This window comes from Oerskovia merdavium (genome assembly GCF_014836755.1).
In the GTDB taxonomy this organism is placed as follows: Bacteria; Actinomycetota; Actinomycetes; order Actinomycetales; family Cellulomonadaceae; genus Oerskovia; species Oerskovia merdavium.
Genome location: NZ_JACSQF010000016.1, coordinates 55,498 through 70,441, shown reverse-complemented (window position 1 = coordinate 70,441; position 14,944 = coordinate 55,498). Strand labels below are relative to the sequence as shown.

Below are 14,944 nucleotides of genomic sequence, written 5' to 3'. Positions count from 1 at the left end.
CCGCCTCCGGCGGGCCGTCGGGGGCAGCCTCGGCGCCTCCCGCTACCGTGGGCAGATGCGACTCGGAGTGCTCGACATCGGTTCCAACACCGTCCACATGCTCGTCGTGGACGCGGTGCGCGGCGCCCGCCCGGACCCGGCGGCGTCGGGCCGCTCGGTCGTCCGTCTCATGCGCTACCTCCAGCCCGACGGCTCGATCTCGGCCGAGGGCGTCGAGGCCCTGCTCGAGGCGGCGGACAAGGCGGCGGCCCTGGCCCGCGAGTACGAGGTCGACGAGTCGCTCGCGCTCGCGACGTCCGCGCTGCGCGAGGCGACCAACGGCCCCGAGGTGCTCGCGGCGATCGAGGAGCGCGTCGGGGTCCCGATCGAGGTCCTCTCGGGCCCCGAGGAGGCGCGGCTGACGTTCCTCGCGGCGAGGCGCTGGCACGGGTGGGCGTCGGGCCGCCTCATGGTCCTGGACATCGGTGGCGGCTCGCTCGAGATCGCGTCGGGTCTGGACGAGGAGCCCGACGTCGCGGTCTCGGTCCCTCTGGGGGCCGGCCGGATGACGATCGAGCACCTCCCGGACGACCCGCCCACGGCGCACCAGGTCGCGGCGCTGCGCACTCACGTGCGCGGGGTGCTCGCCGAGGCGCTCGGTGAGATCAAGGCGTTGCCACGCCCCGACCACGTGGTCGCGACCTCCAAGACGTTCCGGTCGCTCGCCCGGCTCGCAGGCATGAAGGTCGCGGTCGTGGGCCCGGAGGAGCGCTGGCGCATGGAGCGCTCGCAGCTGTCCGACTGGGTGCCGCGCCTCGCGCGCATCCCCGCCACGGGTCGGACCGAGCTGCCGGGGATCACGGCCGAGCGGACGTACCAGATCGTCGCGGGCGGGGTTGTCGCGGAGGAGACCATGAAGGCTCTGCGCGTCGCGGAGGTCGAGATCTGCCCGTGGGCCTTGCGCGAGGGTGCGATCCTGCGTCGTCTCGACCAGATCTGACGGCCTGAGCCGGGGGCACGTCACCCTGGACCGGACCGCCGAGGCCTGAGCAGTCCTGGCCCGCCCCGCCACGGACGCGACCCGACGGGACGCGTCCGCGCGAGGTGGGCTGCGCCGTCGGGCACTGTGACGCCCGCACCGGCACGGGGCCGACGCCGCGCCTGCCCCGGCGTCAGACGCCCTGGACCGCCTCCACGTCGCCCGCGGCGATCGCGTCGAGGAGCGCCTGGTGGTCCAGGGCGTTCTGGTCGGCGTAGCGGCGGGCGAACTCGGTGAACGAGTGGTCGGCGACGTCGCCCTTGCCGAGGTACGCGCTGATCGCGAGGGCGTCGCCCGAGCGGGCGTGCCCTCGCGCGAGGACCCACGCGCACATCTGCGCGTACGCGGCCATCGCGACCGGGAGCATGGTCTCGAGGTCCGCCGAGACCTTCCAGTCCCAGAGCTGGCGGAAGTAGTAGTCGTGGCGTCGGTCGTCGGCGCCGTGCACGGTGTTCCAGCCGAGCAGCGCGTCGCTCGTGGCCTGCAGGAGGCGTTGCCCCTCGACCACGCGCCGCCCGTTCTCCGGGTACGGACTGGCCGACGTGTAGGGCTCCAGGACGGACGGCTCGGCCTCCTTGACCTGCAGGAACAACGGGTCGTCGTTGTCCCGGCCCACGAGCAGCGCGACCCAGCAGCGCGTCCCGACGCTCCCGACCCCGACCACGCGCCGGGCCAGGTCGACCAGCCGGTAGCGCTCGAGCAGGATGCGGCGCGCCCCCGTGAGCGAGTCGCCGTACGTCGCGAGCGCCGCAGCCACGACGCCGAGGTAACGGGCCTGCTCGTCCGCGTCGTACAGGTCGCGCACCGGCACGAGCAGGGGCGGGTCGCTCACGAACCGCAGCTCGCCGTCGTCATGGAGCGCCGTGAGCCGGCGGCGGGCCTTCTGCCGGTCCTTGGTCCGCGCCTTGCGCAGCGCCTTGCGGAGGTTCTCCATGACGACGGGCGGGACCGACCCACGCCACCGGTCGACGATCTCGTCGCCGCGGAGCTGCACGTGCCACAGGTCGAGGTGGCCCAGGTCGGCGAACGTGCGGAGCGTCTGGCGGTACCCCCTCGCCGCCGCGAGGGCGACCCGCTCGCGCTCCTGGGGCGCCATGCCGCGGTGGCGGCCTGCGATCTCGAGGCTCGCGACGAGGCGCTGGAGGTCCCACTCGAACGGGCCGCGGTGCGTCTCGTCGAAGTCGTTGATGTCGAACACCAGCGAACGCTCGGGGGATGCGAACCCGCCGAAGTTCGCGAGGTGCGCGTCGCCGCACAGCTGGACGGTCAGGTCGGTGCGCGGCCCCGTGCCGAGGTCTGCCGCCATGACGGCCGCCGCCCCCCGGTAGAACGAGAAGGGCGTCGCGGCCATGCGTCCCATGCGCAGCGGGACGAGCTCGGGCACGCGGCTCGCGTTCTGGGCCTGGAGGATCGCGACGGGGTCGCGGCGGTCGGTCGGCGGTGTCCAGGCGGCGGTCGAACGACGGGGGAGGAGCGAGCGTGCGGCGCGCCCCTGCTCCTTGCGGTGCTCGGGCGAGGGGGTCCCGCGCAACGGTGCGCGGTCGGGGTGCTGGTCCGTGGCGGTGTGAGGCATCGTCGCTCCTCGGGTCCGTGGGCGTGAGGGCGCGCCCACGCTCATCATGGCGCGCGCGGTCGTCGTGGGCGCGGCGGGGCGTCCCCCTCGGCGGACATTCCCGGCACCTCGTGCCGACCTGTCACCGGAAGCGCCCGCAGCTCTCTTTCTGGGGTAGCGCCGCTCTGCGCTGTCCGGCGCCACCACCTTTTGAGAGGGAACACCCATGACCACCCACGAGATCACGCAGGATGTCGTCCTCGACGCGCTCACGCAGGCCGTGACCGGACGCGTCCTTCCCGGCAACGCTGCCGAGGCCCGGCTCTCGGGCATGAACATCGCCGTCGAGCACCGTCCCGACTACGTCGTCGACGCCACGTCCCCGGCCGACGTCCAGGCGACCGTGCGGGTCGCCAAGCGGTTCGGTCTGCCCGTCGCGGTCTTCAGCACGGGCCACGGCTTCGCGCGCGGGATCGACGGCGGCATCGCACTCACGACCGCGGGCCTGACGGGCGTCGAGGTCGACGAGCCCGCCCGCACGGCGCGCGTGGCCGCGGGCTCGCGCTGGAGAGACGTGCTCGACGCCGTCACGCCCCTGGGGCTCGCCGCGGTCACCGGGTCGTCGCCCGACGTGGGGGTCGTCGGCTTCCTCCTGGGCGGCGGCATGAGCCCGCTGGCCCGCGAGGTGGGCTTCGGGTCGAACTACCTGCTCGCGGCAGACGTCGTGACGGGCGACGGCGACCTGCTGCACGTCGACGCCGACCACCACCCCGAGGTGCTGCGCGCGCTGCGTGGCGGGAAGTGGGGCCTGGGGGTCGTCACGTCGGTGACGATCAGGCTCCTGCCCCTCGCGACCATCACCGGAGGGAGCTTCTTCGCGGTCGGCGACGACGCGGCGACCATGTTCCGCGCCTACGCCGACTGGGTCGCGACCGCCCCCTCGGACATCACGACCTCCGTCGCGCTGCTGCGCCTGCCGCCGCTCGAGTTCCTGCCCGAGCCCCTGCGGGGCCAGTACGTCGCGAACGTCCGGGTCGCCTCGACCCGTCCGCTCGCCGAGGTGGCCGAGGCCATCGCACCGCTGCGCGAGGCCGCCCCGATCATCCTGGACTCGATCGGCGAGATGCCCTACGCCGCGATCGGAGCGGTCCACCAGGACCCGACCGACCCCATGCCCGTGCTCGACGGTTCGACCCTGCTGCACACGTTCGAGCCGCAGACCGCCGAGGTGCTGCTGGGCATCGCCGGGCCGCAGTCGACCGCGCCCCTCATGATGGCCGAGATCCGTCACCTCGGTGGGGCGCTCGGCGACGGCGAGCACGGGCCGGACTCCGTGACGGGCCGCGACGCGGCGTTCTCGCTCTTCGTGATCGGCCTCCCGGTCCCCGAGCTCTTCGAGACGGCCGTGCCGGCCGCGATCAACGGGCTCCTCGAGGCCGTGCAGCCGTGGTCCCTCGGACGGACCCAGGCGAACTTCGCCGGGGCGGTGAGCGAGGCCGCCATGATCGACCTGTGGTCGCCCGCCGACCAGGCGCACCTCGCGACGGTGCGCCGCGACCTCGACCCCGAGGGCCGGTTCGTCATGCCGCGGTGAGCGGCCGGTGCTCCCGTCCGCCCCGCCTCCCCGGCGGGACGACGGGAGAGGACGCGGCGCCGTCGGGCCGTGATGCCCGGCCACGACGGGCCCTCCTGCGGTGCCTCGTGCCTACTTGGCCGGCGTGATGGTCCCGGGGAACTGCTTGAGGTCCCCGCCGCCGGCAGAGCCCTGGTTGATGGAGAACAGCATCTCGACGAGCGAACCGTCGCTGCGCGGACCACGGGCCAGGCTCGCGGCGTAGTCGAACGTGCTCACCGGCTTGCCGTCGTAGTCGAGCGCCAGGGCCGAGACCTGGTTGACCCCGATGCTGTCCTTGCTGTACTCGACCGCGTTGGCGTGGAGCGTCGCCATCTGACGCTCGGTGAGCGTGAGCCGGAGCACGTCCCCCTCCTTGACCGTGCCGCCCGCGTCGAGACCCGAGAACTCGCTCTGGTTGAAGAGCTGGGTCGACATCTGGTCGGCCTCGACGGTGTACGTGTAGGTGCGGCCCGCGGTGTTCTCGGTCCCGTCCGGGTTGAAGGCCTGCGAGAAGAACGTGTCGCTGCGCCCCCCGTAGCTGAGCTTGGTCTGCTGGTCCGCCGACCCGTCCGGGTAGGTCGTGACGACGGCCGAGCCCGAGTTCTCGCCGAGGTCCCACGACGCGCCGCCCACGGGCGTCTCGACGTCGAGCGACGTCGTGGACTTGTAGTCGATCTTCTCGATCGTCGTGAGCCCCGAGATGCCCGTCGACGCGTCCTGCGGGATCTCGCCCGTGAGGAGGTAGGTGTCGTACGCGGCCTTGCCCTCGGGCGTCGAGAGGTCCAGCTCGGCGCTGCGCAGCGACGCGCCGTCGAGCGAGGTCGTGTTGCCGAGCAGGACCTTGACGGCCTCGAAGTCGACGCCGAGCCCGCCGTAGTTGCTCAGTGCGTCCGTGGGACCGGACGTGATGCGCACGGTGTCGTCGCCCGTCTTCTCGATCACGCTGCTCACCCCGGCCGACTCCTCGATGCCCGACTTCATGGCGATGTGGCGGAACGAGGCCTCGAGCTCGGTGCCCGTGTAGCTCCCGCTGTCCATGGTGACGGTCGAGCCGGTCGGCATGGTCGAGGGGTCGAACGGGTTGACGGCACCCGGGTCGGTGATCTTGGCGCCGTCGGGCACCTTGACCGCGTACTCGGAGGTCACGCCCGTGGTGTAGCTGCCGCTCACGCCGTTGCCACCCTTGTCGAACCCGCCCTCGACGCCCACCGAGACGTCGGACTTGGTCGTCCAGGTGGTGAACCCGTCCTCGCTCTTCTCGCCCGACGTGAGCTCGGCACCGCCGGTCAGGCCGAACGTGACCTTGGAGCCGTTGGTGGTCTGGAACCAGTTCTCGAGCGTGCCCGAGCCGGAGACCGTGGTCTCGCCCGTGGTCGGGTCGTACGTCACGCCCCCCGAGACGGACCCGCCGCTGCCCTCGGTCGCGGGCGACCCGAGCGAGCCGTTGTCCGTGCCCGACTCCTGGGTCCCCTTGACGGTCACGGTCGGGCCACCGGGGGACTCGGCGTCGTCGACCCCTGAGGAGGAGCCTGCGCCCCCGCCGGAACCGCCGCCGGGTCCACCGGATCCGGCTCCGCCGCCGGAACCCCCTGGGCCGCCGGAACCGCCGGCGCCGCCTGCCGCGCCCGACGACCCGGTGTCCGCGGCGCTCGTGCTCTCCTGGTCGTCGGCGTTGCGCCGCAGGGTCGTCGCCGCGTCCCGCAAGGACTGGGCGGTCTGCGTCAGGAGCGGCTCCAGCCGGCCGTCCCACTGTCCGCGTTCCTGGTCCGCGTCGGGCCCGTACCAGGGCACCGAGTGGAACGACCCCCGGACCTTCGAGCGCGCCTGGTCGAGGACGCCGGCCCCGCCGTCGAGGCTCGTGGCGAGGTCGCGCAGTGCTGCGACGTCGGCGCCGTACATGACCACGGGCGAACCTCTTTCAACCGGCAGGGAGTCCTGGACGAGGACACGCTACGTGACGGTGCCGGATCGCGACATGGGGAGGAGTCCCCAGGTGGAGCTCGCGGCGCAGGTCAGCCGACGACGCGCACGGTCCCGGGGAGCTTCCCGTCGTCGCTGATCCGTGCCAGGTGGTCGAGGACCACGCTGTTGTCGGTCGTCTGCCCCAGGAGACCGCCGACCACGGAGTCGTAGGGCTTGCGGGTCGGGTCCTGGCCGAAGTCCCCGTCCATGACGATCGAGGCGAGCGGGTCGTTCATGTCGACGACCTCGGTGGCACCGTTGAAGCCCGTCATGAGCTTGCCGAACGCCTGGTCGGCCAGGGCGCGTTCGTCGTGACCGTCGAGCGTGATCTGCAGCGTCTGGCCCGCTTCCGCACGGCCTCCCGCGGCGTCGAGGTAGCCGTTGTTGATGATCCCCGCGGTGTTCTTGTCGAGGTCGATCGAGACGGTGAGGCGTGAGGCCGACGGGTCCTCGACCCCGTTCGCGTCCATCGCGCGCTCGTACTCCATGCGTCGTGAGTCGTCGTCGAACGCCACCTGCCCGGACCACGAGACGGAACCGTCGGGTCGGGTCACCGCGACGCTGTCGCCGACCGACGCGACGTGCTCCTTCGACATCTCGTGACCGAACAGGGTGAGGTCCGCGCTCGACCCGCTCGTCCCGCTCCAGCGCGAGACCAGTGCCGACTCGGAGACGCCCGGACCGTCCTGCGACGGCAGCTCCCCGCCCGCGAGGTAGCGCGCGTAGGCAGCGGACCCCTCGGGCGTCGAGACGTCGAGCACCGCGGTCTGCATCGCGCCGGTCTCGTGGGAGCCGGTGGTGCCCACCATGGCCTTGATGACGTCGAGGTCGAGGCCCACGGCTCCCGAGCGGTCGAGGCTGCTCGTCGGGCCCGTCGTGACGCGGACGTGGTTCTCGTCGAGCCGCTCGACCGCCTTGCTCATGCCCTCCGACGTCCCGATCGACTCCTCGTAGGCGAAGATCTCGAACGAGCCGGCGAAGTCCGAGCTCTTGAAGTTCTTGCTGTCGAGCGTCACGCTGCCGCCGACCGGGATGCTCCGGGGGTCGGTCGGTGAGATGCCGCGCGGATCGAACGTGGGATCGCCGGCGACGGCGTCGGGGACCGTGGTCTCGAACGCCATCTCGTAGCCGTTCCCGTACGCGACCGAGGCGCCGACCTCCTTGATCTCGGCCCCGCCGGAGACCGTGAGCGACCCCTTCTGGGAGCCCGCGTAGGTCGTGAAGCCGTCCTCGGAGTGCGTGGTGCGGGTGATCTCGGCGGCGCCTGACGCGCCGAACTCGAGGGTCGCCCCCTTGACCGCGAGGGCCGACGAGAGACCGCCCCCGGCGCCGACGGTCGTCGTGCCAGTCTCGGGGTCGTGCGACGCGTCGAACGAGCCGCTCGTGGTGTTGGTGATCGTGGCCGGAGTCCTGATCGAGCCGTCGGGGTTGCGGACGGCGTCGTCCTGCGTGTTCTCGCCCTCCAAGGAGAACGAGAAGCCGGGCCGGCTCGGCGTAGCCCCTTGCGCGGGCCCCTGCGCGGGCCCGGTCGGCGGGGTGGTCGAGGGCCCGGGACGCGGGGACCCGCTCGAGGTGCCACCGCCGTCGGCGCTGCTCGTGCGCTCCTGGTCGGCGGCGTTGGCGCGCAGGCGCCGCGCTGCCTCGCGGAGCGAGGCCGAGGTCCTGGTGAGGGCGGGTTCGAGCTGGTGCTGCCAGTCGGCCCGGTACCGCTCGGCCCCAGGGCCGTGCCACGGGACCGACCCCAGCTTGCCGCGGATGCCCGTCCTCGAACCGTCGAGCTCCTCGGCTCCGGCGTCGAACGTGGTGGCTAGGTCACGGAGTGCAGCGACATCTGCGCCGTAGAACGTCAAGATCTTCCCCCTGGTCGAGATCGCTGCACCGCGCAGCGGGCATCATCCTAGGGGCCCGGGCATCGCTGCCCCGGGAGCACTGCCTCGCGACCGGTGCCGTGCCGAGAAGTGAGTAGATGCCCCTGATCCGGCGGGATCGGGGGCATCTACTCACTTCTCGGCGGGCCTGAGCCCTGAGCGTCAGGTCAGACGACCCGGCGGACCTGGCTCGGCCGCGACTCGTTCCAGAGCCGGTCGAGCGCGGTGACCACGTAGGTGTAGCGGCGTCCGGTGAGCGCGGTCTCGTCCACCCAGTCCTGCACGACGTGCCCGGAGGTGCGGACGGTCGCGACGAGGTTGGCCGCGTCCTCGATGTCGATGCGGCGGGCCTCGCCCTCGACCCGGTAGATCGCGAAGGCCGTGGCCCGGGTCCGCTGCGGCCCGGTGTCGTTCCAGTGCAGCCGGACGCCCTCGGGGACCCGCCGGGCGTTGGCGAGGACCGGGACGCGCAGCGGTGAGACCCCGAGCCGGGGCATCGCGGGCACGAGCGCGGGGTGACGGTAGTGCTCCTCGAGCACCCGGGTCATGGAGCCCTGCGGGTCGGCGGGGACGTGCTTGGCCGAGAAGTAGACGTTGCCCAGCACGGGCGCGACCTCGGCGTCGACCTGCTGCGTGAAGGTCAGGTGGTTCGACATCTCGGCCGGGTCGGTGAAGACGCCCGACGTGACCTTGTAGAGCGCCTCGCCCACGAAGAGCTGCGTGCCGGACTGCGCCGCGACCTCGGCCCACCACGGCACGAGCTGCGCGTAGTCCGCGACGGCGAGCCCGATCTGCCAGTAGATCTGCGGGTTGATGTAGTCGAGCCAGCCCTCGGTGACCCATCTGCGCGTGTCGGCGAACTGCATGTCGTAGGACTGCGAGCCGCTCGTGGCCGAGCCGCGAGGGTCGGTCGAGACGTTCCGCCAGATCCCGAACGGGCTGATCCCGAACTTGACCCACGGCTTGGTCGCCTTGATGCGCTGCGAGATCGACTGCACGAACGTGTCGACGTTGTGGCGGCGCCAGTCCTCGACGGTCGCGAAGCCCGCGCCGTGCGTCGCGTAGGTCTGGGCGTCGGGGATGGTCTGCCCCGCGACCGCGTAGGGGTAGAAGTAGTCGTCGAAGTGCACGCCGTCGAGGTCGTAGTTCTCGACCGAGTGCAGGATCGCGCGCTGGATGTGCTCCTGGGCCTCGGGCAGGCCCGGGTCGAAGTAGAGCTTGCCGCCGTAGGCCCACACCCACTCGGGGTGCTGGCGGGCAGGGTGCTCGGGGACGAGCTGGGCGGGGTCGGCCTGCATCGAGACGCGGTACGGGTTGTACCAGGCGTGGATCTCGATGTTGCGCTTGTGCGACTCCTCGACGACGAACGCGAGCGGGTCGTAGCCGGGGTCCTTGCCCTGGGTCCCCGTCAGGTACTGCGACCACGGCTCGTAGGGGCTGGGCCAGAACGCGTCGGCCGTGGGCCTGACCTGCACGAACACGGCGTTGAGCCGGTACTGCTCGGCGACGTCGAGCCAGTGCAGGTACTCGGCCTTCTGCTGTTCCGCGCTCAGGCCCGCGGCCGAGGGCCAGTCGATGTTGACGACGCTCGAGATCCACATGGCGCGCAGCTCACGCTTGCGCGGCACCGGGCCCGACGGCGCCGCTCCCGTCGTCGGGTCCGGTGCGGCCGCGGCCGCGGCGGGGGAGAAGGAGCCGATCGTCACGCTCAGCGTGCTGGCCGCGATGCCCGCGGTCGCGAGCGTGAGGAAGCCGCGGCGCCCGAGGCCGGTGTCCTCGGTCGAGGGGGTGGTGGGAGCGGGGGCGACCGCCGTGGGGTCGCTCGGGTGGTGCGTCATGTCCATGCCTCCGTTGGTACGGGTCAGATGCATGGAAGAGAATTTCACAGTTCTTATTGATTGTGAAGGATTACGCCATCCGTGGAGACGTGTCGCGCGGCGGCATCTGCTCGGCCGAGAACGAGGTTGCGGTCACCAGGGGACCGAGAGCGACCGCAACCTCGTTCTCGAGGCCGCCCGTGCCTGCTGGCGATCGAGGAGTCCGCCGCCGGAGTGTCGCCGCTCTATGTATTCGTGACGAGAGTATGTTCCTCGACATGGCATCCAGACCGCTCCAGGAACCCGCGTTCCTCATCCTGTCCGCGCTCGCCGCGGGACCGCTGCACGGCTACGGCATCGCCAAGGACGTCGAGGCCAGCTCGGACGGCCGCATCACGCTGCGCGTCGGGACGCTCTACGGCGCGATCGACCGGCTCGCCGCGGCCGGGCTCGTCGAGGTCGACCACGAGGAGGTCGTCGACTCGCGGCTGCGCCGGTACTACCGGCTCACGGCCGAGGGCGGGGCACGGCTCGAGGCCGAGGCGCTCCGAGCCGAGGCCCAGGCGCGCCGTGCCCTGGAACGGCTGGGCGCCCGCGGGAAGTCCCGAGCGAGCGCACCCGGACGCGCGACGGGAGCTGCGCCGTCGGGCCTGGGCGCCGGGCCGGTGCCCGCGTGAGCGCCGCCGCCCCCGACACCGCGGGCCACGCCGACGAGCCGCTGCCTGTCGCGCCCGTGCTCGTCCGCGACTACCGGCGGCTCGTGCGCCTCTTCCCCTTCACGTACCGGCGCGAGCACGAGGCCGAGATGCTCGGCCACCTGCTCGACGGAGCCCGCCCGGGGCAGTCTCGCCCGACGTCGGCCGAGCGTCGCGACCTGCTGCGCGCTGCGGCGAGGGAGTGGCTGCTCGCCCCGCTGGGCGCGACGGCTCGGGAACGGCGCGCTGCGACAGGCTTGCTGTTCGTGCTGCTTCCTGCAGTTCTCGTGATCCCCGCGGCCAGGGCGATCGCCTATGCGTCGTTGCTCCTCGGTGGCGGCGCCGTCGTGGGTGACGAGGACACGTTGCTCGCGTACACCTTGTCGTCCGTCCCGACCGTGGCGATGTGGGTGATCTGGTGCGCAGGCATGGTCGCCTTGCTCGGCGGGCTGGCTCGCACGGGTCGCGTCCTGGTCGGGGCCGCGGCCCTGGCGGGGATCGCCACGGTCTCAGCGCTCGTCTTGGCCGGCAGCGAGCACACCGCCTACCTCGAGCTCGGATGGGTGCTCGGACTGGTCGCGCACGTGGTGGTCGTCGCGGAGCACGCCCGTTGTCGGACCCCTGGGCACGGCTGGCGCCGCGCCGTCGGCACGGCTTGGTGCATGGCGCTCGCCCTCGGTGGCTACGTCACGGTGATGTCCGGGGACATGAGGTTCGGGACCCCCTGGTGGTCCAGCGCGGGGCCGAGCACGTTGGGCGATGCGACTGTCGCCCTGGCCGTCGCCGTCGTGCTGGGGGTTGGGGCTCTGTGGTCGCGCACCCGGCAGTCGATGCCTGTGCTCCTGGGGGTCGCAGTCGGTGTCGGGCTTGGACGGTCGGACATCTTCTGGTCAGGGAACCGGAACATCGGGACGGAGGACCTCGGCAACATCCTTGCGCTCCTCGCATGCTCTCTCGCTGCGATGATCGCTGCTCGATGGTTCGCGAACCGACTCGACGAGCTCGCCGGGGCGCGGGCGGCGCACCACGAGCTCCTGGGCGCCACGACCGGGGTCTCTGGGGCACGCGGCGACCTGACACCGTCCTGAAGCGTCCCCGCGTCTGAGTCGTGTCGGATTGCCCACGTCGTGCCGAGAAGTGAGTAGATGCCCCTGATCCGATCGAATCAGGGGCATCTACTCACTTCTCGGTTGCGCCGATCGTCACCACTGCGCGTTGGCCGCGAGCTCCAGCGCCACGTCCTGCCACCACGCCCCGGCGGCGGGGCCGCCGTTGCAGGCACCGTCGCTCTCGCCGGGCAGCTTGACCCACAGGAGCGCGGCCAGGTGCGTGCCGTCGTCGACGAGTCGTGGTCGCTCGCCGAGGGCACGGCCACGCGGGTTGCACCACTCGCCGTTCGACCCGTTGCCGTTGCGCGACGTGTCGATCACGAACGGCTTGCCACCGACCAGCGCCGACACCTGCTCGCCGTAGGCGCGCGACTCGGCCGTGGTCCGGTAGTTCGAGGTGTTGAGCGCGAACCCCTCGGCATGATCGAAGCCGACCTGCTGGAGCCGGGAAGCCACCTCGCCGGCACTCAACCAGGCTGAGTGCCCGGCATCGATGTAGACGTGCGCGCCGGCCTCGCTGAGCGCCTGCGCCGCATAGCGCAGGTAGCCGACCCTGTCTCCCTGCCCGGAGCAGTCGCCGAGCTGAGCGAGGGCGTCGGGCTCGAGGACCACCCAGGGCTCGCCCTGGATCCCCGCCGCGACGGTGTCGATCCAGCGCGCGTACTCGCTCGTGCCCACACCCCCTGCGGAGTGGTTGCCGCAGTCGCGTCCGGGGATCGCGTAGACCGTCAGCAGGGGTGTGCGGCCCGCAGCCACGGCGCGACCCGTGTAGTCCGCGACCTCGTCGCGGGCGTGCGCGGCGTCGTCCCAGTTCCCCACCCAGTACGACTGAGGGGTCAGGGCGATCTTCTCCAGCAGGGTCCGCGTGGTGCCGGAGGACGTGCTCCAGGCGGTGTACGCCTGGGTCGTGGTGTCGACATAGAGGGCGGACGGCGTCGACGGCCCGGACGTGGGCTCATCGGTCGGCGTCGGCGTCGGCGTGGGCGTCGGGGTGGGCGTGGGCTCCTGCGTCGGTTCCGTCGTCGGCGTGACCTTCCCCGTGCACACCGTGCCCCCGAGCGAGAACGACACCGGGACCGAGTTGGCGCCGTGCCATGACCCGATGAAGCCGAACGACGCGCTGGCCCCGGTCGCGAGCGACCCGTTGTGGGCCGCGTTGCGGACCACGACCGAGCTGCCGGTCTGCTGCGCGGTGCCGTTCCACGCCTGGGACACCTGCTGGCCGTCGGCGAAGGTCCAGGCCAGCTCCCAGGAGCTGACGGGCGAGCCGAGGTTGGTGACGTCGACGGTTCCCTGGAACCCGCCGGTCCACTGGCTCGAGACGGCGTAGTCGACGCGGCACCCGTTCGTGGGCGCGGCCTGCGCGGCCGTGACCGCGCCGGCGGCAGCCACGACCAGTCCGACGGCGACCGCGGAGGCGGTCAGTGCTGTGCGCGTTCTGGGGTCTGGCATGGTCCACCGTTCCTCGCCGTGCGGGACGGCCGGCCTCGTCGCCGTCCGCCGTCCGGACACGCTGCCGGGGGCGGCGTCGGACGGCTCGAGGGTAGGTCCGGGGTCCGGGCCCCGGGCAGGGGGTGAATCGTTTAGGTCAGCCCTGCTCGCGCCGTCCCGCGCCCGCCCAGAACGAGGTTGCGGTCGCTATCCGACGGACAACGACCGCAACCCCGTTCTCGTCGGGCCCGCGTGAACCCCGACTCAGTCCAGGTACTCGCCCACGAGCTGCTCCGCGATACCCGTGTAGGTGCCCGGGGTGAGGTCCGTGAGGCGGCGCGTGACGTCGTCGGGCAGGCCGAGGCCCTGGACGAACTCCCGCATCTCCTCGCCGGTCAGGCGGTGCCCGCGCGTGAGGTCCTTGAGGCGCTCGTACGGGTTCTCCATGCCGGGGACGCCCGCGACCGACGCCGCGCGCATGGCCGACTGGATGGGCTCGCCGAGCACCTCCCAGTTGGCGTCGAGGTCCGCGGCGAGCAGGTCCGCGTTGACCGCGAGCGCGCGCAGGCCGCGCGAGACGTTGTCGATCGCGAGCAGCGAGTGGCCGAACGCCGGGCCGATGTTGCGCTGCGTGGTGGAGTCGGTGAGGTCGCGCTGGAGGCGCGAGGTCACGAGCGTCGAGGCGAGCGTGTCGAGCAGCGCGCAGGAGATCTCGAGGTTCGCCTCGGCGTTCTCGAAGCGGATCGGGTTGACCTTGTGCGGCATGGTCGAGGACCCCGTCGCGCCCGGCACCGGGATCTGCTTGAAGAAGCCGAGCGAGATGTACGTCCACACGTCGGTGCTGAGGTTGTGGAGGACGCGGTTGAATCGGGCCATGTCGCTGTAGAGCTCGGCCTGCCAGTCGTGCGACTCGATCTGCGTCGTGAGCGGGTTCCACGTGAGGCCGAGGCTCTCGACGAAGGACTTCGAGACGGCCGGCCAGTCGACGCCCGGGACCGCGACCGTGTGCGCACCGTAGGTGCCCGTCGCGCCGTTGAGCTTGCCGAGGTACTCGGCGCCCTCGATGCGGCGCAGCTGGCGGCGCAGGCGGTGCGCGAGCACCGCGAGCTCCTTGCCCAGGGTGGACGGCGTCGCCGGCTGGCCGTGCGTGCGGCTCAGCAGCGGGACCCCCGCGTGCTCGCGCGCCATGTCCGCGAGCTGGTCCGCGAGGGCCGTCGCGGCGGGCAGCCACACGTCGCGTACCGCGCCCTGCACCATGAGCGCGTACGACAGGTTGTTGATGTCCTCGCTCGTGCACGCGAAGTGCACCAGCTCGCCCGCCGACGGCAGGACCGTGTCCTGGCCCAGCACGCTCGGAGCGGCCTCGAGACGACGCTTGATGTAGTACTCGATCGCCTTGACGTCGTGCACCGTGACGCGCTCGATCTCGCCCAGCTCGGCGATGCCCGCGGCGTCGAAGTCGGTGACGATCGCGCGCAGGTACGCCTTCTCGGCGTCGCTCAGCGTGGGCGCACCCGGGACGACGGGGCCCTCGGTGAGGGCGATGAGCCACTCGACCTCGACGTGCAGGCGCTCGCGGTTGAGCGCGGCCTCGCTCAGGTGGTCGACCAGGGGCGCGACGGCGCCGCGGTAGCGACCGTCGAGCGGGCCCAGGGCGATGGGCGGGGTGATGTCGGCGAGCGTGGCGCGCTGGGTGGTGGTCACAGGCGCGGCGGAGTCGGCGGAGTCCGTAGGCATGGTCGCCATTCTCCCACGGGTGCCCGACGGCGCAGCGGGCGTCTCGCCGTCGTCTCGCCACGTGCCCGGCATGCGGTGGGCGGGGTCCGGGGGCGGAGTCTGTGACGCGCGGGCACGAGGCCGCGGCGGTCATGGTCGTC

Annotated in this window: 10 protein-coding genes; 4 read left to right on the top strand and 6 right to left on the bottom strand. The window is 72.2% G+C overall.

The window, feature by feature from the left end; all coding sequences use genetic code 11:
- The first annotated feature begins 55 nt into the window (after nucleotides 1-55).
- On the top strand, nucleotides 56-979 hold the full coding sequence (locus H9641_RS15050) for a Ppx/GppA phosphatase family protein (RefSeq protein WP_191805175.1): 924 nt from the start codon (nucleotides 56-58) through the stop codon (nucleotides 977-979).
- 172 nt (nucleotides 980-1,151) lie between these two features.
- Here H9641_RS15050 and H9641_RS15045 read toward each other — a convergent pair whose 3' ends face one another.
- Nucleotides 1,152-2,591, bottom strand: coding sequence for a DUF2252 domain-containing protein (locus H9641_RS15045; protein ID WP_191805173.1), 1,440 nt, complete (start codon nucleotides 2,589-2,591; stop codon nucleotides 1,152-1,154).
- A 205-nt stretch (nucleotides 2,592-2,796) separates the two neighbouring features.
- On the opposite strand from H9641_RS15045, the gene H9641_RS15040 reads away from it, so the two are divergent.
- Nucleotides 2,797-4,164 carry an FAD-binding oxidoreductase gene (locus tag H9641_RS15040; RefSeq protein ID WP_191805171.1) on the top strand — a complete coding sequence of 456 codons (1,368 nt, stop codon included), beginning with the start codon at nucleotides 2,797-2,799 and terminating at the stop codon, nucleotides 4,162-4,164.
- A 111-nt stretch (nucleotides 4,165-4,275) separates the two neighbouring features.
- Here the strand turns inward: H9641_RS15040 and H9641_RS15035 are convergent, their stop codons facing one another.
- The 3 genes from H9641_RS15035 to H9641_RS15025 all read right to left on the bottom strand — a co-directional run bounded on the left by H9641_RS15035 (nucleotide 4,276) and on the right by H9641_RS15025 (nucleotide 9,886).
- Nucleotides 4,276-6,090 carry a hypothetical protein gene (locus H9641_RS15035; protein WP_191805169.1) on the bottom strand — a complete coding sequence of 605 codons (1,815 nt, stop codon included), beginning with the start codon at nucleotides 6,088-6,090 and terminating at the stop codon, nucleotides 4,276-4,278.
- A 107-nt stretch (nucleotides 6,091-6,197) separates the two neighbouring features.
- Entirely contained in the window at nucleotides 6,198-7,997 is a 1,800-nt protein-coding gene (locus H9641_RS15030) for a hypothetical protein (protein ID WP_191805167.1), read from the bottom strand.
- A 185-nt stretch (nucleotides 7,998-8,182) separates the two neighbouring features.
- Nucleotides 8,183-9,886, bottom strand: a complete 1,704-nt coding sequence (locus tag H9641_RS15025) for a glycoside hydrolase family 10 protein (protein ID WP_225220547.1) — start codon at nucleotides 9,884-9,886, stop codon at nucleotides 8,183-8,185.
- Between the two features lie 224 nt (nucleotides 9,887-10,110).
- Here H9641_RS15025 and H9641_RS15020 point away from each other — a divergent pair, with 224 nt between their 5' ends.
- Both H9641_RS15020 and H9641_RS15015 read left to right on the top strand, forming a co-directional pair.
- Entirely contained in the window at nucleotides 10,111-10,509 is a 399-nt protein-coding gene (locus tag H9641_RS15020) for a PadR family transcriptional regulator (protein WP_191805165.1), read from the top strand.
- The gene (locus tag H9641_RS15015; protein ID WP_191805163.1) at nucleotides 10,506-11,615 is read left to right on the top strand and encodes a hypothetical protein; all 1,110 of its coding nucleotides are present in this window, start codon (nucleotides 10,506-10,508) and stop codon (nucleotides 11,613-11,615) included. The genes H9641_RS15020 and H9641_RS15015 overlap by 4 nt, the downstream gene beginning before the upstream one ends.
- Nucleotides 11,616-11,729: 114 nt before the next feature.
- Here the strand turns inward: H9641_RS15015 and H9641_RS15010 are convergent, their stop codons facing one another.
- Nucleotides 11,730-13,088 carry a glycoside hydrolase family 6 protein gene (locus H9641_RS15010; RefSeq protein ID WP_191805162.1) on the bottom strand — a complete coding sequence of 453 codons (1,359 nt, stop codon included), beginning with the start codon at nucleotides 13,086-13,088 and terminating at the stop codon, nucleotides 11,730-11,732.
- A gap of 243 nt (nucleotides 13,089-13,331) precedes the next feature.
- Nucleotides 13,332-14,804 carry an adenylosuccinate lyase gene (purB, locus tag H9641_RS15005; RefSeq protein WP_191805160.1) on the bottom strand — a complete coding sequence of 491 codons (1,473 nt, stop codon included), beginning with the start codon at nucleotides 14,802-14,804 and terminating at the stop codon, nucleotides 13,332-13,334.
- Between the last annotated feature and the right edge of the window lie 140 nt (nucleotides 14,805-14,944).